Raw genomic sequence first — 19,323 nt, 5'->3', positions numbered from 1 at the left:
ACCTGTGCCCAATACGCTGGTGGACGAGTTGCCCGTGATCGGTTTGATCGACCTGCCCGGGCCGGATCGTGAGCGGTTGGTCGAAGCCCTCTCTCGCCTCGACGTTACGGTATGTGTTGCCGTGTCGGTCTCGACGTTACCGGTACACTGCGATCTGGTCGTGGCGCACGTGCATGCGGTTTCTCATGAAGGCTGGGAGCAGCTGGCGAAGGGGCAACCCACCATCGTCATCAGCGAAAGTCAGCGCGATGGCGATCTGCACAAGGCGATCGATGCCGGCTTGATCGATTACCTGGTCGAGCCGTTGAAACATGCGGATATTCTGCGACGGCTGGTCGAGCGGGCGCTGGAGCAGGATCGTCTTTCGCGTGAACATACCCAGAGCCGGGCGGAGCTCGAGGCATTGAATGGCCGGCTCGAGAAACATCTGGAGATGCTACGGGACGATCAGCGCGCGGGTGGCCACGTGCAACGCAAGCTATTGCCACCGTCGGGAATTCGGCATCTTGGTGTCCGCTGCGACTACTGGTTTGCGCCCTCGCTTTATCTGTCGGGTGACTTTCTGGATTTTCAGCGCTGTGACGAGCGCTACAGTTTTTTCTATTTCGCCGACGTGGCCGGGCACGGTGCGTCGTCGGCATTCGTCACCGTACTGCTGAAATACCTTTGCAATCGCTGGCTGGCCCAGTGGCGCACGCTGCTACCGGAAGCGTTTCCGTCGCGCTGGCTGGGCGAGCTCAATCGAGAGCTCCTGGAAACCGGCATCGGCAAGCACGCCACGGTCTTTGCCGGAGTGCTGGACCATGAGCGTCGTTTTCTGCACTATGCGCTCGGCGCGCAGCTACCGATGCCGATTCTTCAGGCCGAGGGGCGTAGCGCTTATCTCGGCGGGGAGGGGCCGCCGGTAGGGTTGTTTCCCGATGTCGAATACCCCATCTATGGTTGCCCACTGCCCGAGTCTTTTCGGCTCTGGTTCTGCTCCGACGGCGTACTGGAATGTCTGCCGGAGAATTCATTAAGCGCGCGGCTCAAGGAACTCGAGCACCGCACGACACATTGCACCGGCGTTGATGACCTGAGGGACGGGTTGGCGCTGGGAGATCAACTGCCGGATGATCTCAGTATGATGACACTGAGTGGTTTCGACCATGATTGAAGGGCGGATCAAGGCGGCATTCGAGTCGGGCGTATTCGTGCTCAAATTGTGCGGTGACGTGCGACTGACACTGTGCGCTACGCTGGATGCCGAAGCGCAGCGACTGGCTGAGCTGCCCGGGTTGCGGGCAGTGATGGTCGATTTGCGTCAGGCGACCAATGTCGACTCGACCGCTTTGGGATTTCTCGCCAAGGTGGCGATGGCGGTACAGGGGCGGCTCGACGATCCGCCGACCATCATTGCCGAGCATCCGGACGTGCGCCGCATGTTGGACGTCATGGGGTTCGCGCGCTATTTCACCCTGCTCGAAGCGCCTCTGACCGAGCCGTCGGAGCTGGATGAGCTGCCGCACGTCGAGGCCGATGAAAGCGCCATTCAGAAGCGGATTCTCGAGGCTCATCGTATTCTGATGCATATGAGCGAGCACAACCGTCATGAATTTCAGCCCTTCGTCGAGCTGCTCGAATCACAGCGGGCCAACGCCTCCTCGCGCAGCTGATTGCGAGCCCATCTCGCGCTTTTGCTGTTCGCTGCCAGTGATTCCTTGAATCTCTCACGCCTTGCCGATCCGGCGAGGCGTTTTTTGCGTCATGCGCCTGGCTTTCGCCGGCCCGCCCTCGATGACGTCCGTCTCGTCCTGAAGGAGACCGTGTGACGACCTTGACCGCTCGCCGCCTGGCTTTGCTAGTTGCCGCCAATACAGCACTCGCGCCACTGGCGATCGATGCCTATCTGCCGGCAATGCCCTCTTTGGCGGCCTCTATCGGTGCCAGCGTGCATCATACCGAGCTATCGCTCAGCGTGTTTCTGCTCGGTTTCGCCTTCGGGCAGTTGATCTGTGGGCCGTTATCGGATCGTTTCGGACGCAAGCCGGTGCTGATGACCGGCCTGGTGGTGTTCCTGATCGCCAGCCTGGCGCTGACACAGGTAGGATCACTGGCTTCATTGTGGGGCTGGCGCTTCGTACAGGCTCTGGGTGGCGGTGCCTGCGTGGTCAATTCCGCTGCGATCGTGCGTGACCGCTTCAGCGGTCGCGAGGCCGCCAAGGTGATGTCCACCATGATGATGATCCTGATGATGGCGCCACTGATTGCACCGGCCATCGGCAGCGCTTTACTGCACCTGGCGGATTGGTGGTTGATCTTCCTGTTTTTGGCGGTCTACGCCGCTTTCGTGCTGTGGCTACTCGGGCGGCACCTTCCCGAGACCCATGGTCGCGATCCGCAGGCGCCGTCGGCACGCCAGATTCTGGGTAATTACAGGAGCGTGCTGCGCCATCGTGAGGCAATGGGTTATATCGGGGCGGTATCGATGTCGTTTGCCGGCATGTTCGCCTTCATCACCGGCTCTCCGTATCTCTATATGGAACACTATGGTTTATCGACCACGCTGTATCCCTTCGTCTTTGGCGCCAATATTCTGATCATGGCCTCGTCCAGTCGGCTCAATATCCGGTTGTTGAAGATACGCACGCCCCAGCAGAATCTGCTCCTGGGTCTGGGGGTTCAGCTGACTGCCGGTCTATTGCTGGTCACCATGGTCGCGACCGGCCAGGACTCCATCTATACGATGGCACCGTTGATGGTGGTGTTCGTCGGTATGCAGGGACTGATCAGCCCCAATGCCATGTCCTCGATGCTCGATCATTTTCCCCACATGAGCGCCACTGCCACGGCCCTGCAGGGGTGTCTGCAATTTACCTGCGGTGCGATTACCGGCGCGCTCGTCGGTGCGTTCGAGCTGGCCAGCGCCTGGCCAACGGTATTGACCATGTTGGGGGCAACGCTGCTGGCCAATATCGGCGTGCGAGTACTGGCAGGGCGGGCGCTCAACCATCGAGTCGCTCGCGACGAAGGCGCTTCCTGAGCCGTTACCTGAAACGGCATGATCGTTACCCGGCTTGACGATTGTCATCCTGTTGTCATCAAACCTTGTCATCGTGACTGCGCGAAGGTTGCAACACTCACGTTCCAGATTCTCCGAAGGAACATCGCCGACCCATAGAGACGGGCGATCGCGCGGTGGTTTTTCAGAGGGAGCGCTCGGACTCGAGATCTTCGCCAACGTTGCAGCTGGGTGTCATAAAACTGTCACGACACTGAAGTACGGTGTGCTCTGAGAGTGTTGGCAACCTTCGCAACGTCGTTATCGCTCACGCATTCAAGGTGGAAACAGGATATCGCTATGCTTAAACACGTCTTCGCAACGCTCATTTCCGGATCGCTGGTTCTGGGTGCCGCTGGTGTCCAGGCTCAGGATGCCATCACTGGCGCCGGCGCAACGTTCCCGTATCCCGTTTACTCGCAGTGGGCAGATGCCTATCAGGACGAGTCCGGTATCGGCCTCAACTATCAGGCGATCGGTTCTGGCGGTGGCATTCAGCAGATCATCGCCAAGACGGTCACCTTCGGTGCCAGCGATGCGCCGATGACCAAGGAAGAGCTCGACAAGAATGGCCTGATGCAGTGGCCGATGGTCATGGGTGGCGTGGTCGCCGCATTTCACGTCGAAGGCATCGAGGGCGGCTCGCTCAATCTGGATGGCCCCACGTTGGCTGACATCTACCAGGGCAAGATCACCAGCTGGGACGACGAGGCGATTGCCAAGTTGAATCCGGACATGGATCTGCCGGAAACCCAGATTACCCCGGTCTATCGTGCGGAAGGTTCCGGCACCAACTTCCTGTTCACCCACTATCTGGCCCAGGTCAGTGAAGATTTCGCCAACAGCGTGGGCGAAGGCAAGTCCGTTGCTTGGCCGGCCGGTGTCGGCGCCAAGGCGAACGCCGGTGTGGCGAGTCAGATCGCTAGCACCAACGGTGCGATCGGCTATGTCGAGTATGCCTACGCCGCGCAGAACGACCTGAGCCTGATCCATCTCGAAAACCAGGCAGGCAAGGTCGTGGCGCCGAGCATGGAATCGTTCATGGCCGCTGCCGCCAATGCCGACTGGAAAAACGCGCCGGGCATGTATCTGGTACTGACCAATCAGCCGGGTGACGAAAGCTGGCCGATCACCGGTGCCTCTTTCATCCTGATGCACAAAAAGGTTCAGGACGCCGATGCCGCCCGTCAGGCGCTCGAGTTCTTCGATTGGGCCTACAGCAATGGCGGCGATATGGCGCAGGAGCTGGACTACGTGCCGATGCCGGAGAACGTCGCAGAGATGGTCCGTAATAGCTGGAGTGAGATCAAGGGATCGGATGGCGAGGCTGTCTGGAACCAGTAATCTCCAAGTGACATGCCGCGACGGTGGGCGCATACCGCCCCCGTCGCGGTGCTGTATCGAATGCCGCCGGTTGGCGGCATGTTGGCAAGTCGATGAGGAATGAAGATGTCCACCTCCAACGCGATCCCAGCCAGCGGCCTGAAGCATCTCAGCGATGCCACCCGCAAGCGGCTACAACGCAAGGCACGCATCGATGTGTGGTTCGAGCGGACGTTGTTCGCTTTTGCTCTTGCTGTGCTGCTGCTGCTCGGGGCGATCATCGCGTCGTTGATGTTATCCAGCTGGCCGGCGATCCAGCGCTACGGAATCGACTTTTTCACCGAAAATCGCTGGGCGGCCAATGTCGAAGTCTTCGGTGCACTGCCGGCCATCTACGGAACGCTGTTGACCTCGTTCATCGCGATCGTCATTGCCGTACCGGTCTCCTTTGGCATTGCCATCTTTCTGACCGAGCAATGCCCCGGATTTCTACGTCAGCCGCTGAGTACCTTGATCGAGCTGCTGGCGGGCATACCCTCGATCATCTACGGCATGTGGGGCATGGAAGTATTGGCGCCTTTGCTGCGCACCTGGTTCCCCTCTGTCTTTCCCGCCGGTACCGGCCTGGCGACGGCGGGTATCATTCTGGCGGTGATGATCATCCCTTTCATCACCGCTGTGGCCCGCGACGTCATCAATACGGTCCCCGCGGTCATGCGTGAATCTGCTTACGGCCTGGGATGTACCACCTGGGAAGTGACGCGGCGTGTCATTCTACCTTCGGTAAAGGGCGGTCTCGTCGGCGGCGTCGTGCTCGGCCTGGGTCGTGCGCTAGGAGAAACCATGGCGGTGACCTTCGTCATCGGCAATAACCTGTTCCTGAATACCACCTTGACCGGGCAGGGCACGTCGATCGCAGCGCTGATCGCCAATCAATTCTCCGAGTCTGATGGCAACCAGCGCTCGGCGCTACTGGCGCTTGGTCTGATTCTGTTCTTGATCACCTTTGCGGTACTGGCCTTTGCGCGCTATCTGCTGCGCAACAGCACCGGTCGACACGCCTGAGCGGCGGGAGAAAGCCATGAATATCAGTCAAACGCCGCTTTATCGTCGTCGCAAGCGGCTCAATCAGTTGGTGATGGTGCTCTGTCAGCTAGCGACCCTGATCGGTTTCGCGTTTCTATTTGCCATTCTCTTCACGCTGGTGACAAAAGGATTGGGGGCGATTTCGCCGTCGACGTTCGTCGAGCGCACGCGCATGACCGGGGGCGGGCTGGGCAATGCGATCTGGGGAACCTTCGTGATGACCTGCGCGGCGACGGTGATCGGCACCGTGATCGGGGTCGCTGCCGGCACCTGGCTGGCGGAGTATAGCGGTAAGGGCGTGATGGCCAAGATCATCCGGTTCATCAACGACATCCTGCTCTCGGCACCGTCGATCATCATCGGGCTGTTCATCTACGCCGTGGTGGTGGTGCCGATGGGCAACTTCTCGGGCTGGGCCGGGGTGTTGGCGTTGACGGTGATCATCGTACCGGTGGTGATTCGCTCCACCGAAGATATGCTGCGGCTGATCCCGAACTCGCTGCGCGAAGCGGCGGCGGCGCTGGGCGCCCATCGCTGGTGGATCATCGTGCGGGTCTGTTACAGCGGGGCCCGGGCCGGCATCCTGACCGGCATTTTGTTGGGTTTCGCCCGGATCAGCGGTGAGACGGCGCCCCTGCTGTTCACTTCGTTGAATTCCAACCAGTGGAACTTCTTCGACCTGGGTAGCGAGATGGCCAACCTGCCGATGACCATTTATCAGAACATGACGATCAATGCGTTCATCCCTGACCTTGTTGCACTGGCCTGGGGCGGCGCCTTGATTTTGACCGCTGCCATTCTGATTCTGAACATCGCGGCGCGTTATTTCTCGCGCCAGCGTTCCTGATTTTCAGCTGTGAGACTGCCATGACTGCCGAATTCAATCTCAAGCAGAAAAGCGATACTCGTGAAGTCGAGGCGCCGCCGGTAGCCCAGATCGCTACCAAGTTGCGCGTCGACGACCTGAATCTCTATTACGGAAAGTTCCAGGCGATCAAGAACGTCTCCATGGAAATTCCCGAGCGTCAGGTTACGGCTTTTATCGGCCCCTCGGGCTGCGGCAAGTCGACGTTGATTCGCTGCTTCAACCGCATCCACGACCTCTACGAAGGGATCCGGACCGAAGGACAGATCCTGCTCGATGATCATGATATCTACGATTCAGGGGTCGATCTCAACCTGCTACGTTCCCGCGTCGGCATGGTTTTTCAAAAGCCGACGCCGTTCCCGATGTCGGTCTTCGATAACGTGGCCTTCGGGATTCGACTGTATGAGAAGCTCTCCGCGCGAGAACTGGAAGAGCGAGTGGAGTGGGCCCTGCGCAAGGCGGCACTCTGGAATGAGGTCAAGGACAAGCTCAAGCAGAGCGGCCAGGCACTATCCGGTGGTCAGCAGCAACGTCTGTGTATCGCCAGGACCATCGCGGTCAAGCCGGAAGTGATTCTGCTCGACGAGCCGACCTCGGCGCTGGATCCGATCTCGACCGGTTACATCGAGGACCTGATCAACGAGCTCAAGAAGGACTATACGATCGTTATCGTGACCCACAACATGCAGCAGGCGGCGCGTATTTCGGACATCACCGCCTTCATGTATCTGGGTAGCCTGATCGAGTGTGACGACACGACCAAGATATTTACCCAGCCGAGGGAAGCTCGAACCGAAGATTATATTACGGGCCGCTACGGCTAGTTAGGAGGCGATGAACGACTTGCCGAAATAGACGGATCGCTTGGGATGATCGAGCGAGCCATTCGATTAAAGACGACCACATGCNNGCATGTGGTCGTCTTGATTGGTTAAATTGCCAATAACGATATTTTCGACACTTTGCATTACGGCAACGAACCTGCATCGCGATCGTGCTACTGTCTCGCCTCACAGGATGTGTCACTAGGATTACTACTATGTCGCCCGGGCAGGAACCCTCGTTTCGGACCGCTCCCGTCAATCTGATGCTGACCCTGGCGTCGCTGACGATCATCATTGCCGGGATACGTGCCGCCGAAAGTCTCATCATTCCGATACTGCTATCGCTGTTCGTTGCCGTGATCTGTACGTCGCCGGTTCACTGGCTCTATCGTCGTGGCGTCAACTCTCTGGCGGCGGTGCTGATCACGCTACTGATCCTCGGTGGCGTGTTGGCCTTGCTAGGCACATTGTTGGCCAACAGCTTCGCGATGTTCATGGACAGCTGGCCGGAGATGCAGAAACAGCTGGAGGGGCACTATCTGAACCTGCTGCAGTGGCTGGCGAATCAAGGGTTTTCGGTCTCGCCGCAGCAGCTATCCAACATGGTCGACGACTCCGGCGATAAGAGTTGGGTCTCGGGATTTATCAGCGGTCTCGGCCTGGTGCTCTCGCAAAGTCTGGTGATTCTGCTGCTGGTCAATTTCATGCTGTTCGAGACACTCGATTTCCGTCAGAAGGTCGCGAGAGCGCTAACCAATCCCGGCCCTAGCCTGGAGCGGTTTACAGAGTTCAGTTATAACCTCAAGCGCTACATGGCGGTCAAGACGGCGATCAGCCTCATCACTGGTGTTCTGGTCACCATTTCGGCCTGGCTCGTCGGAGTACAGTTTGCCCTGCTATGGGGCGCGCTGGCTTTCATTCTCAACTATATCCCCAACATCGGCTCGGTGCTGGCAGCGGTCCCCCCCGTCTTGCTGACTCTGGCGATGCCGGATGGCGGGGCGGTGAAAGCCATGACGCTGGCGGGCGCCTATCTCACCATCAATTTCGTGCTGGGCAATATCGTCGAGCCGCGCGTCATGGGGCGAACGATGGGCCTCTCGACGCTGGTCGCGTTTCTGTCGCTGGTGGTCTGGGGTTGGATTCTAGGACCGGTGGGAATGCTGCTTTCGGTCCCGTTGACCATGACGCTCAAGATCGCATTGGACAGCCATCCCGAGACACGCTGGATTGCCAAGATGCTTAGCCCCTCGGAGCGTCGGCGTCGGCGTCAACGCAAGGCACAGAAAGCGTTGGATGAGCTTGAGGACGAGATTGAGCAGTAGGTAACAAGAGCGGTATGGAAGAAGAGCAAGCATAAAAAAGCCGCACTCGATCGAGTGCGGCGGGCAGAACCGTCTTGGACGGATCAGCCATTCTGTTCGAGGAACTGCGTCAACTGGGACTTGGATTGCGCGCCGACCAGCGAGGCTACCTTGGCACCGGACTTGAAAAGCATCACGGTGGGAACGCCACGCACGCCTTGCTCGGAAGCGATTTCCGGCGCGTCATCGACGTTGACGCTGACGACTTTGATGTCATCGGCTTTTTCATCGGCCACTTCATCCACCACGGGCGCCATCATCTTGCAGGGGCCGCACCACGGCGCCCAGAACTTCAGCAGAACGGGCTTGTCCGCGTTAAGCACTTCCTGCTCGAAGTTGGCAGTGGTGACATCGACGTTGTTGGACATGACGTTAACTCCTGTAGATATTGCGCTCTTACCGAGCCTATGGACGCGATGTTAGCCCTTGCACCCAGTGCTGGCAAATATCGTGGCTTATCGCAACGATAGCTCCAGGTTATTAAAGACCGGTTCTTCATACCTGGTCGCAGTGGTTTTTGCCTTCACGCTTCGCCACTTATTGCGTAAAGTAATCTACACGCCGCTCTTTATGCCGTTTTGGTGAGTCTGGAAGTCACGAGGTTGCTTATGAAGCTCCAACAGTTGCGCTACGTATGGGAAGTGACGCGGCATCAGCTCAACGTCTCCGCGACGGCACAGAGTCTGTTCACGTCGCAGCCCGGGATCTCCAAGCAGATTCGGCTGCTGGAAGACGAGCTTGGCGTCGAGATATTTGCGCGCAGCGGCAAGCACTTGACTCGCGTGACGCCTGCTGGAGAGGCGATCGTCGAATTGGCCGGCAAGGTGCTGCGAACGGTCGATGACATCAAGCACGTGGCGCAGGAACACAGCGATGAGCGCCGTGGCAGCCTGGCGATTGCCACGACTCATACGCAGGCGCGCTACGTGCTACCCGGGGTAATCGGTGAGTTCCGCCAGAAGTATCCGGACGTTGCTCTGCACATGCAGCAGGGGACACCCAAGCAGATCGCGCAGATGGTCAGCGAAGGCACGGCGGATTTCGCCATCTGTACGGAGTCGCTCGAGCTGTTCAACGATCTGGTGCTGCTGCCGTGCTACCGCTGGAATCGTTGCGTGCTGGTACCCAAGGGGCACCCGCTGGTGACCGGAAAGTTGACGCTGGAACGTGTCGCCGAGCATCCGCTGGTGACCTACGTCTTCGGTTTCACCGGGCGTTCACAACTGGACGATGCGTTCAAATCCCGTGATCTGACGCCCAACGTGGTGCTGACGGCCGCCGACTCCGATGTGATCAAGACTTATGTCCGGCTGGGTTTGGGCATCGGCATCGTCGCCCACATGGCCGTCGATCCGGTGGCGGACAGCGATCTCGTTGCCGTGGATGCCTCCCATCTGTTCCAGAGCTCCACCACCAAGATCGGCATCCGTCGAGGCACCTTCATGCGCACTTACATGTATGACTTCGTCAAACGTCTGGCACCACATCTCGATCGGGATACCGTGGAAGCGGCATTGGCGGCCGGGCCAAGGCACGAGGCCGAGCTGTTCAAGGGAATCCAACTACCGGTCCTGTAACGAGGCGTGTCGGAATTGGCCTTTTTTGACGAGCCGTGCTGTAACGAATGGCTCGATTGTGGCGTGACAACGCATAAGCCCCGCCATTGGCGGGGCTTATGCATCAGGGCTCACGCATTAGTGGCAGCGCGGGTTCAGTGTTGTAGATGCAAACCGCACTCCCGCTTGTCTTCCACCTTGGTCGGGTCGAAGTAGTCGAAATTGTTGGGCAGGTCGTGCTGTTGAAGGTAGTGGTACATCTGCTTGGCGGTCCAGTGCAGGACAGGAGCCACTTTCAACAATCCATCGGCATTGCGGGATAGCGGTTGCATGCGTGAACGCTCCGCAGTGTCTTCGGCTCGAAGTGCCGTGAACCAGACGTCCGGAGCCGTTTCGGATAGCGCGCGACGGAAGGGTTCGAGCTTGACCTCTTCGGTGAACGCGGCATGGCGGGGGTCGCTGATTTCCGGCGTCGGGCCCTCGACGGCTTCCCGGTGCGCGCGCGAGCGATGCGGATGGTAGATGGTCAGATTCAGATCGAGACGCTGCGTCAGTTCCTCCGCGAAGCGGTAGGTGGCCGGCGTGTTGTAGCCGTTATCCATCCAGACGACAGGAATGTCCGGACGCACACGGGTAACGAGGTGCAGGATTACCGCCTCGAACGGGCGAAAATTGGTCGTGCAGATCGCTTTTTGATCCAGGTTCAGAGCGAACTCGGTAATGGCCAACGGATCTTGGCCGATGTCGCGGTTGAGAGCGTCGAGATCGAACGCCATGGTTGACTCCTTCAGGGCGATTACGCCGCGCGGTGGACGAAACCCGACAGGGGGGGTTGAATGATGGTTACTGTAGCAATCCGCCGGGAACGTCGACCAATACCCTTTGGTTAGATTGATATATAAGCAGACTATTCATCCAGTTCAGAAGGTAAACGCTTCGATGGCTAGCAACCCAGAGGGCGAGTTGCCGATAGCGGCGTGATGTGCAGCGGGCCATCAACTGGTCGTTCCACGTGGGCCTCGATGGCATAGATCTCGCGCAGGCGTTCGGGTGTCAGCACTTCGTCTGGTGTACCACTGATGATATGTCGACCTTCCTTGATCACCCAGAGATGGTCGGCGAAGCGGGCGGCAAGATTGAGATCGTGAATCGCGAGAATGATGATCACACCATTCTGTCGTGCGAGACGCTGAAGATAATCGAGCACCTGCAGTTGGTGGTGCAGGTCCAGGGCGCTGGTCGGTTCGTCGAGCATCAACAGTCGCGGCCGCCGTGCGATGGCCTGAGCAATGGCGACACGTTGACGCTGGCCACCGGACAGCGCCGCCAGTTCGCGCTCGGCCAGCGGATCGAGCTCCAGCGACTGGAGTGCCTGCTCCACCGCGGTCAGGGCAGTGCCATTGGACTCGACGACCTGCGTTCGACGTGCGAGCAGGACCGCTTCGAAAACGCTCAGCGCCGCCTGGGTGCTGGTATCCTGGGGCAGATAATAGAGCTTGCGGGTACGTTGCTCGAGAGACAGCATCTCGAGGGGGCGCCCATCCAGAGTCAGGTGGCCACTGGAGGCCTCGATCCCGGCAATAGCTTTCAGCAGCGTCGATTTGCCGGCACCGTTGGGGCCGATCAGCGCGGTGATCTCTCCCGGCTGCGCCTCTAGCCCCGCCAGATCGTGGAGGACACGGCGCTTCCCCAAAGCGCAGTGGAGCTGGTCGATTCGTAGGGTCATCGCCAGATTTCCCTGCGTGAGCGCAGGATTAGCGAAACGAAAAAGGGCAGCCCGATCAGCGCGGTCAGGATACCAATCGGCAACAGAATGCCGGGTATCAGGGTCTTCGAAAGAATCGAGGTCAGCGACAGAATCAATGCCCCTGTCAGGGCCGACATGGGCAGGAATACGCGTTGATCCTCGCCGACCAGCAGCCGGGCGATATGCGGCCCAACCAGGCCGACGAAACCGATGGTCCCGACAAAGGCGACCGCCGTCGCCGAGAGCAGCGCGCAGCACAGCAGCATGCGCAGCCGAAGTCGGCCGACATCAATACCCATCGCCTTGGCTTGAACGTCACCCAGGCGCAGGGCGGTCAGCGGCCAGCGGGCACGGATGAAGATCGGAATCGTCACCATCAGTGCCAACCCCGCCAGACCGACTTTGCCCCAGCTAGCCTTGCTCAAGCTCCCCAGCGACCAGAACACCAATTGTTGCAGGGATTCGGCGGAGGCCACGTACTGCAGCATTCCCAGCAGCGCGTTGAAGAAGAACATGATGGCGATGCCCATCAACACCATGGTCTGCACGCTGACGCCGCGCAATCGACTAAGTCCCCAGATCATCAGCGAGGCGAGCATCGCCAGCACGAAAGCATTGCCAGTCAGCAGCAGGGTGCCAGCAACCGGTAGTACGCCGAAACCCAGCACGATAGCCAAGGCGGCACCGAAGCTGGCGGCGGAAGAGATGCCCAGGGTGAAGGGATCGGCGAGCGGGTTGTTGAGCAATGTCTGCATTTGCGCGCCGGCGATGGCCAGGCTGGCACCGACGACGATGGCCATCAATGCCACCGGTAGCCGGATATCCCATACCACCACCTGCAGGACGCGGGAGACCTCCGAGGGCGCCAATAACGCTTGCATGACGTCACTCAGCGCGTAGGCGCCGGGGCCGGTGGCGATATCGAGCAGCAGCGACAACAGAGTTGCCAGAGCGGTCGCGGCGATCAGCCAGCGTTGACGGCGCTGACGAGCCAGGTAGCGGCCAACGGTGGTATCCGAAGCCGCCGTGACGGGCGAAAAAGTCGTGGCTTTCAAGTCATGGGTCGTTGTTTGGCGATGGCGTCAGGCAGCGTAAACCAATGACATGTTATTGGGAATCGTTCTCGTGGTCGGCAGGTGTCTCTAGCGCCTGCATCAGGCGTTCGATCTTGGTGAGTGTCTCCTGATACTCGGAGGCCTCTTCCGAATCGGCGACCAGGCCACCCCCGCCCCAGATATGCAACGTATCGCCATCGGCGATGACGGTACGAATGGCGATCGAGGTGTCCAGGCGACCGCGTCGGTCGAGATAGCCCAGACTGCCGCAATAGACACTGCGTCGGCTGGCTTCCAGCTCGTCGATGATCTGCATGGCACGATGTTTAGGGGCGCCGGTGATGGAGCCACCGGGGAACGCGGCGGCCAGCAGATCCAGCGGTCTCGCATCTGCTGCCAGTTCGCCACGCACGATACTGACCAGGTGATGAACGTTGGCGTAGCTTTCCAGCCCACAGAGCTGTGGGACCGTGACGCTACCTGGAAGGCAGACGCGACCTAGGTCATTGCGCAGTAGATCGACGATCATGACGTTCTCGGCGTGATCCTTCGCACTTTGCTGTAGCTCGGTTGCGAGTCGCAAATCTTCTTCGACTGTCGATCCTCTGGAGCGGGTGCCCTTGATCGGCCGGGTCTCGACCTGCGAGTCGACCACGCGAATGAAACGCTCGGGCGACAGCGACAGAATGGCCTTTTCATCCCACGCGAGATAGCCGCCGAAGGGGGTCGGGGTGGCACGGCGCAGGCGCCGATACGCCTGCCAGGTACTTCCTTGAAACCTTGCGGTAAAACGCTGTGCCAGGTTGATCTGGTAACAATCGCCGGCTTGGAGATAATCCATGACCTTCTGGAAACGCCGGGCATAACCGTCGCGGTCGATATCCGCGGTGAAGGGCCGTGTCAGCTGGAAATCGATCTCTCGCCGGGGCGGATCGGCCTGCAGCCACGTCAGAACCTGGCTACGCCGCTGTGCGGTGGCGATGAGAAAGGCGCGCTGGCATTGATGATCCTGGATCAGCGCCCAGTCGTAGAGCCCTAGCCTGGCATCGGGTAGCGCTGGCCCCGGCTGCCGATCTGCCGGTTGACGAGGATCGTGGGTCGCCGACTGCGGATAGCCCCAGTAACCAAGCAGCCCGCCGAGGAAAGGAAGTTCCGTCGCCCGTTCCGCCAATGTCGTCGGTACTGACGGGAGCAGAGCGGCCTCGGCGTGATCCAGCAGCGCCTGCTGAGCCGCGAAAGGGTCGGGCGGCAAAGGCAAGGCGGGGTCGCAGGTAGGACGGCCGTGATTGATGGTTAGCATGACCAGCGGATCGCTGGTGATAATATCGAAGCGCCCACCCGGGGCATTCGGTCGGCCGCTGTCCAGCAAAACGGCGTTAGGTCGATGGCGTAGACGCTCGAATGGCGTCGACGGGTTGGCAGCATAGGGGATGTCGGCTATCTCGAGCCACGCTCTCGCGTCAGCCATGAATGCTTATTCCTGACCAATGAAACGGCAACTCGGCGATGAAGGCCTTGTCGTTCGAGATCGGTTATTCGATGCAGGCGGCGAGTTTATCGGGAGTCATGGGAATGGGCGAGGCCTTTGACGTTACTAGGGTGCGGTTGCCCCCTATCGGGGGCGCGCCGCAAGATTTGTCCGGTAGGTAAACAAGCGTCGTAGCCGTACCGTTGTCGACAATCATCGATGTCGAGATTTTTGCCTATCGACTAAAGTGCCATCATGGCGACGTTTTTTCCATTGCCCGAGGAAAACGTGACGCCTATGATGAGCCCTTCGCTCTCAAATTGTTAACAACTTCATGTCTCAGCCTATTTTCGACACGCAGGACGCCGATACCGAACTCCCCGTGGTTCGCACATTGGCCGAGCGAGTCTTCCATCAGCTTCAGCGCGCCATCGTTCGGGGCGAGTTACCCCCCGGCACTCGCATCACCGAGCCCGAACTTTCCACTCATTACGGTATCTCCCGAGGTCCGTTGCGGGAAGCCATGCGACGGTTGGAAACTTACCGGCTGATCGAGCGTGTTCCCCACGTCGGTGCGCGAGTGGTCAAACTCTCGATGGATGAGCTTCTGGAGCTGTTCGATGTACGCGAGGCGCTGGAGAGCATGGCCGCAAGGCTAGCCGCGAAGTCGATGACGGCGGAAGAGATTGCCGGGCTTCGCGACGTCCTTGCCTTTCACGAGCGTCAGGAGGATCTGGCGAGCGGGGAGGCGTATTACCAGCGCGAGGGCGATCTCGATTTCCACTATCGCATCGTCCAAGGCAGCCATAACCGTATGCTGATGACGCTGCTGTGCGATGACCTCTATTACCTGGTACGGCTCTACCGCACTCAATTCAGCGCCAAGGGTTCCCGTCCGCAGCGAGCCTTTGTCGAACATCACCGGATCGTCGATGCGATCGAGGCCGGCGATGCCGAACTGGCCGAGCTGCTGATGCGTCGTCATGTCAGTGCCTCCCGTGAGAACGTTGCGACTCATTACGCCCGCACGCTGGGTGGTGAAGCGGGCCATTCACCCGAAACCTCGAGGATCGAATCATGACGCAGTCCAGTCCCGGTGCGCGTTTTCGCGCTGCACTCGCCAATCACCGCCCGTTGCCCATCGTAGGTGCCATCAACGCCTATAGCGCGATGATGGCTCAGTCGGTGGGGCATCATGCCATCTATCTCTCCGGCGGCGGTGTGGCCAATGCCTCCTACGGCCTGCCCGATCTGGGCATGACCACGCTCAACGACGTGACGGAAGACGCGCGCCGGATCACCGCTGCTTGTGATTTGCCGCTGTTGGTGGATATCGACACCGGTTGGGGGGGCGCTTTCAATATTGCCCGCACGGTCAAGGAAATGGAGCGGTCGGGCGTCGCTGCGGTCCACCTCGAAGACCAGGTGGCGCAGAAGCGCTGCGGTCATCGCCCTAACAAGGAAATCGTCTCTCAATCGGAAATGGTTGATCGAATCAAGGCGGCATCCGATGCTCGGCTCGATCCGGATTTCTATCTGATTGCGCGAACCGATGCGTTCCAGAAAGAGGGGCTCTCGGCCGCGGTCGAGCGTGCCAACGCTTGCGTCGAGGCGGGCGCGGATGCCATTTTCGCCGAAGCGGTGCATACCCTGGATGATTACCGGGCATTCTGCGAGGGTGTCGATGCGCCGATTCTTGCCAATATCACCGAGTTTGGAGCGACGCCGTTGTTCACTCAGCAGGAGCTGGCGGAGGTCGGTTGCCGCATGGTGCTGTATCCACTCTCTGCATTTCGGGCGATGAACGCAGCGGCGCTCAAGGTCTATCAGGACATTCATGCCAAGGGACATCAGCGAGATGTCCTGGATCTGATGCAGACGCGCGAGGAACTCTACGAGTTCCTCGACTATCACGCCTTTGAACGCAAGCTCGATACGCTTTTCGAGAGTTCGTCTTTCGAGAAAGGGCACGACTGAGCCGTTGCCGGGAACGAGACCATCGGAGGAGATCATCATGGCGGAAATGACCCAGAGCACGGGGCTGCGCGGGCAGAGTGCGGGAACTACCGAACTTTGCACCGTTGGCAAGAGCGGCTCCGGCCTCACCTACCGCGGATACGACATTCAGGCGCTGGCCGAAAACGCGCGCTTTGAAGAAGTCGCCTACCTGTTGTTGAAGGGAGCACTGCCCAATCAGCAGCAACTGGACGACTACATCGCTGTGCTCCAGCGCTCGCGATCGCTACCGGATTCGCTTAAAAAAGTACTGGAGCAGATCCCCTCCGACGCTCATCCCATGGACGTGCTGCGCACAGGCACCTCCATGTTGGGCAACATCGAAACCGAGCAACGCATGGAGGACCAGCAGCGTCATGCCGATCGACTGCTGGCCGTGATGCCGTCGATCCTCAACTACTGGTATCGACACTCACGATACGGCGAGCGTATCGAGACCGAGACCGACGATGCCTCCATCGGTGGCCATTTTCTTCACCTTCTGCACGGCAAGCCGGCCTCCGATCTGCATGCGCGGGTGATGAATGTGTCGCTGATCCTGTATGCGGAGCACGAATTCAATGCCTCGACGTTTACCGCGCGGGTCTGCGCGTCGACGCTCTCGGATCTGCATAGCTGCGTGACCGGGGCGATCGGGTCTTTACGTGGACCGCTCCATGGCGGTGCCAATGAGGCCGCAATGGAAATGATCAGCCGCTGGTCGAACCCTGACGAGGCGGAGCGCCGTCTTCTCGAAATGCTCGAACGCAAGGACAAGGTCATGGGTTTCGGGCATGCGATCTATCGAGAGTCGGATCCGCGTAGTGGCATCATTCAGCAGTGGGCCAAACAGCTGGCAGGGGATGTCGGCGATACTCATCTTTATGAAGTGTCCGAACGCGTCGATTCTGTGATGGCGAGGGAGAAGGGGCTGTTCCCCAATGCCGACTTCTACCACGCCAGCGCTTATCACTTCATGGGCATTCCCACCAAGCTCTTTACCCCGATCTTCGTCTGTTCCCGGCTGACGGGATGGTGCGCGCATGTCTTCGAGCAGCGTGCCAATAACCGCATCATTCGTCCGAGCGCAGACTATGTGGGTCCGGAAAAGCGTGATTGGGTGCCGATCGAACAGCGATAGTCCGGAAGACGACAGTCCGCCAATCGATAGTCCCGCTTTGTCCAGTCGAGCATTGGAGTGGCGCGGGCGAGAAGTCTTTACCGTCATAGCCAAGGACGCCATTTAATGAGTGCCAACGTCGATCTCAATCAACGCCCCGATTACGATCCGGAGCTTCAAACCATTGCGGATTACGTGCTCGATTATCGTATCGAGAGCCGTGAAGCGTTGGATACGGCTCGCCATTGCCTGATGGATACGTTGGGTTGTGGTTTGCTCGCGCTGCGTTTTCCGGAGTGCACCAAGCATCTGGGACCGCTGGTGGAAGGCACGGTTGTCCCCAGCGGTGCTCGAGTCCCCGGTACTCAGTTGCGACTGGACCCGGCGAAGGCCGCCTGGGATATCGGCTGCATCATTCGTTGGCTGGACTACAACGACACCTGGCTGGCAGCGGAGTGGGGACACCCATCGGATAACCTTGGTGGCATTCTGGCGGTCGCGGACCATCTATCGCAACGGTGCCTGACGAAGGGCGAGAAGCCATTGGTCATCCGTGACGTGCTCGAAGCGATGATCATGGCGCACGAGATTCAGGGTGTGCTGGCGCTGGAGAATTCGTTCAATCGTGTAGGTCTGGATCATGTGATGCTGGTCAAAGTGGCATCCACTGCAGTGGTCGCGAAGTTGATGGGAGCCAATCGCGACCAGCTGCTCTCGGCACTTTCACATGCGTTTGTCGACGGCCAAAGTCTGCGCACCTACCGTCATGCGCCCAACGCCGGTTCGCGCAAGAGCTGGGCGGCGGGAGACGCGACGTCCCGAGCGGTGAGGTTGGCCGACATTGCCATGCGCGGCGAGATGGGAATTCCCGGCGTGCTCTCAGCGCCTCAGTGGGGGTTCTACGATGTGCTGTTCAGCAAGACCAACAAGGACCAGGCGATCAAACCCGAATCGGAGCGCCGTTTTCGGATTTCTCAGTCTTACGGCACTTACGTGATGGAGAACGTGCTGTTCAAGATCAGTTTCCCGGCGGAATTTCATGCCCAGACGGCAGCGGAGGCAGCCGTCACGTTACATCCACAGGTACGCGACCGTCTTGATGAGATCGAGCGCATCGTGGTGACTACACATGAGTCGGCCATTCGTATCATTTCCAAGGTGGGAGATCTCGCTAATCCTGCTGACCGGGATCACTGTCTGCAGTACATGATCGCCGTGCCGCTGGTATTCGGAAATCTCGTCGCCGAGCATTACGAGGACGACTTTCATCTCGCGAATCCGATCATCGATGCCCTGCGCGGCAAGATGGAGGTGGTGGAAGACGAGCGCTATAGCCGCGAATACCAGGAGGCGGACAAGCGCTCTATCGCCAACGCGGTTCAGGTCTTCTTCAATGACGGGACGCGAACCGATCAGGTAGCGGTAGAGTATCCTCTAGGGCACCGACGGCGCCGGGAAGAGGGGGTGCCGCAACTCAAAGAGAAACTTCGGCAAAATCTGGCAACACGCTTCCCTGTAAAGCGATGTGAGCAGATATTCGCCTTGTACGAAGACAAAGCCCAACTCGAATCGATGTCGGTCGATGCTTTCATGGAACTCTGGGCTATATAGATAAGGAACGTTCTTGCCCGAGAGGGCGGAGTGGTAGTGATCTACCCCGGCCACCGGTTTTTTGTTCTCTTGGGGTTGCCAACTGCCGTCGAGAATCGTAAAGTACGCATCCGCTGCCGCCGAGAGAGGTTTTCGGTGACAGCGAGAAGAATTCCAAGCGTTTGATTTGATTGAAGAAATCGGTTGACGCAAGGCGGTGAGGCAGTCAGAATCGCTTCCCAGTTCTTCAAGGATCGGCACCGCAAAGCAGTCGCGGCGCCAGGCAG

Annotated in this window: 18 protein-coding genes; 13 read left to right on the top strand and 5 right to left on the bottom strand. The window is 59.3% G+C overall.

Features of this window, described 5'->3' with window-relative positions; translation table 11 throughout:
- The first annotated feature begins 4 nt into the window (after window positions 1–4).
- The 8 genes from DOM27_RS04915 to DOM27_RS04880 all read left to right on the top strand — a co-directional run bounded on the left by DOM27_RS04915 (window position 5) and on the right by DOM27_RS04880 (window position 8,466).
- Complete coding sequence (locus tag DOM27_RS04915; protein ID WP_245392591.1) at window positions 5–1,156, top strand: PP2C family protein-serine/threonine phosphatase; 1,152 nt, start codon at window positions 5–7, stop codon at window positions 1,154–1,156.
- Window positions 1,149–1,655 carry an STAS domain-containing protein gene (locus tag DOM27_RS04910; protein WP_110654966.1) on the top strand — a complete coding sequence of 169 codons (507 nt, stop codon included), beginning with the start codon at window positions 1,149–1,151 and terminating at the stop codon, window positions 1,653–1,655. Before DOM27_RS04915 ends, DOM27_RS04910 begins: the two co-directional genes overlap by 8 nt.
- A 152-nt stretch (window positions 1,656–1,807) precedes the next feature.
- A complete protein-coding gene (locus DOM27_RS04905; protein ID WP_110654965.1) occupies window positions 1,808–3,022 on the top strand; it encodes a Bcr/CflA family multidrug efflux MFS transporter in 1,215 nt (404 codons plus the stop codon).
- Between the two features lie 318 nt (window positions 3,023–3,340).
- Window positions 3,341–4,384 carry a phosphate ABC transporter substrate-binding protein PstS gene (pstS, locus tag DOM27_RS04900; protein ID WP_110654964.1) on the top strand — a complete coding sequence of 348 codons (1,044 nt, stop codon included), beginning with the start codon at window positions 3,341–3,343 and terminating at the stop codon, window positions 4,382–4,384.
- Window positions 4,385–4,489: 105 nt separating this feature from the next.
- The gene (gene pstC, locus DOM27_RS04895) at window positions 4,490–5,428 is read left to right on the top strand and encodes a phosphate ABC transporter permease subunit PstC (protein ID WP_188113686.1); all 939 of its coding nucleotides are present in this window, start codon (window positions 4,490–4,492) and stop codon (window positions 5,426–5,428) included.
- 16 nt (window positions 5,429–5,444) lie between these two features.
- Window positions 5,445–6,296 (top strand): phosphate ABC transporter permease PstA, encoded by an 852-nt coding sequence (pstA, locus tag DOM27_RS04890; RefSeq protein WP_110654962.1) that lies wholly within the window; start codon window positions 5,445–5,447, stop codon window positions 6,294–6,296.
- A 20-nt stretch (window positions 6,297–6,316) separates the two neighbouring features.
- Entirely contained in the window at window positions 6,317–7,141 is an 825-nt protein-coding gene (pstB, locus tag DOM27_RS04885) for a phosphate ABC transporter ATP-binding protein PstB (RefSeq protein WP_110654961.1), read from the top strand.
- A 215-nt stretch (window positions 7,142–7,356) separates the two neighbouring features.
- A complete protein-coding gene (locus DOM27_RS04880) occupies window positions 7,357–8,466 on the top strand; it encodes an AI-2E family transporter (RefSeq protein ID WP_110654960.1) in 1,110 nt (369 codons plus the stop codon).
- Window positions 8,467–8,549: 83 nt separating this feature from the next.
- Here the strand turns inward: DOM27_RS04880 and trxA are convergent, their stop codons facing one another.
- Complete coding sequence (gene trxA / locus DOM27_RS04875) at window positions 8,550–8,873, bottom strand: thioredoxin (RefSeq protein ID WP_075561732.1); 324 nt, start codon at window positions 8,871–8,873, stop codon at window positions 8,550–8,552.
- A gap of 240 nt (window positions 8,874–9,113) precedes the next feature.
- On the opposite strand from trxA, the gene cysB reads away from it, so the two are divergent.
- A complete protein-coding gene (gene cysB, locus DOM27_RS04870) occupies window positions 9,114–10,082 on the top strand; it encodes an HTH-type transcriptional regulator CysB (protein ID WP_110654959.1) in 969 nt (322 codons plus the stop codon).
- A gap of 134 nt (window positions 10,083–10,216) precedes the next feature.
- On the opposite strand, the gene DOM27_RS04865 is transcribed toward cysB, so the two are convergent.
- The 4 genes from DOM27_RS04865 to pabB all read right to left on the bottom strand — a co-directional run bounded on the left by DOM27_RS04865 (window position 10,217) and on the right by pabB (window position 14,331).
- Window positions 10,217–10,837, bottom strand: coding sequence for a phosphoadenosine phosphosulfate reductase domain-containing protein (locus tag DOM27_RS04865; protein ID WP_110654958.1), 621 nt, complete (start codon window positions 10,835–10,837; stop codon window positions 10,217–10,219).
- 167 nt (window positions 10,838–11,004) lie between these two features.
- Window positions 11,005–11,787, bottom strand: a complete 783-nt coding sequence (locus tag DOM27_RS04860; protein WP_110654957.1) for an ABC transporter ATP-binding protein — start codon at window positions 11,785–11,787, stop codon at window positions 11,005–11,007.
- A complete protein-coding gene (locus DOM27_RS04855; RefSeq protein ID WP_110654956.1) occupies window positions 11,784–12,863 on the bottom strand; it encodes a FecCD family ABC transporter permease in 1,080 nt (359 codons plus the stop codon). The genes DOM27_RS04860 and DOM27_RS04855 overlap by 4 nt, the downstream gene beginning before the upstream one ends.
- 52 nt (window positions 12,864–12,915) lie before the next feature.
- On the bottom strand, window positions 12,916–14,331 hold the full coding sequence (gene pabB, locus DOM27_RS04850) for an aminodeoxychorismate synthase component I (protein ID WP_110654955.1): 1,416 nt from the start codon (window positions 14,329–14,331) through the stop codon (window positions 12,916–12,918).
- 334 nt (window positions 14,332–14,665) lie between these two features.
- Between pabB and DOM27_RS04845 the strand changes: the two genes are divergently transcribed.
- The 4 genes from DOM27_RS04845 to prpD all read left to right on the top strand — a co-directional run bounded on the left by DOM27_RS04845 (window position 14,666) and on the right by prpD (window position 19,057).
- The gene (locus tag DOM27_RS04845) at window positions 14,666–15,412 is read left to right on the top strand and encodes a GntR family transcriptional regulator (protein WP_110654954.1); all 747 of its coding nucleotides are present in this window, start codon (window positions 14,666–14,668) and stop codon (window positions 15,410–15,412) included.
- A complete protein-coding gene (gene prpB / locus DOM27_RS04840) occupies window positions 15,409–16,308 on the top strand; it encodes a methylisocitrate lyase (RefSeq protein ID WP_110654953.1) in 900 nt (299 codons plus the stop codon). Before DOM27_RS04845 ends, prpB begins: the two co-directional genes overlap by 4 nt.
- A gap of 37 nt (window positions 16,309–16,345) precedes the next feature.
- A complete protein-coding gene (gene prpC / locus DOM27_RS04835; protein ID WP_110654952.1) occupies window positions 16,346–17,467 on the top strand; it encodes a bifunctional 2-methylcitrate synthase/citrate synthase in 1,122 nt (373 codons plus the stop codon).
- A gap of 105 nt (window positions 17,468–17,572) precedes the next feature.
- Window positions 17,573–19,057 carry a 2-methylcitrate dehydratase gene (prpD, locus tag DOM27_RS04830; RefSeq protein WP_110654951.1) on the top strand — a complete coding sequence of 495 codons (1,485 nt, stop codon included), beginning with the start codon at window positions 17,573–17,575 and terminating at the stop codon, window positions 19,055–19,057.
- Window positions 19,058–19,323: the final 266 nt, after the last annotated feature.

The organism is Salinicola halimionae, assembly GCF_003206065.1.
GTDB lineage: Bacteria > Pseudomonadota > Gammaproteobacteria > Pseudomonadales > Halomonadaceae > Salinicola > Salinicola halimionae.
This window is presented reverse-complemented; position numbering and strand designations above follow the sequence as displayed.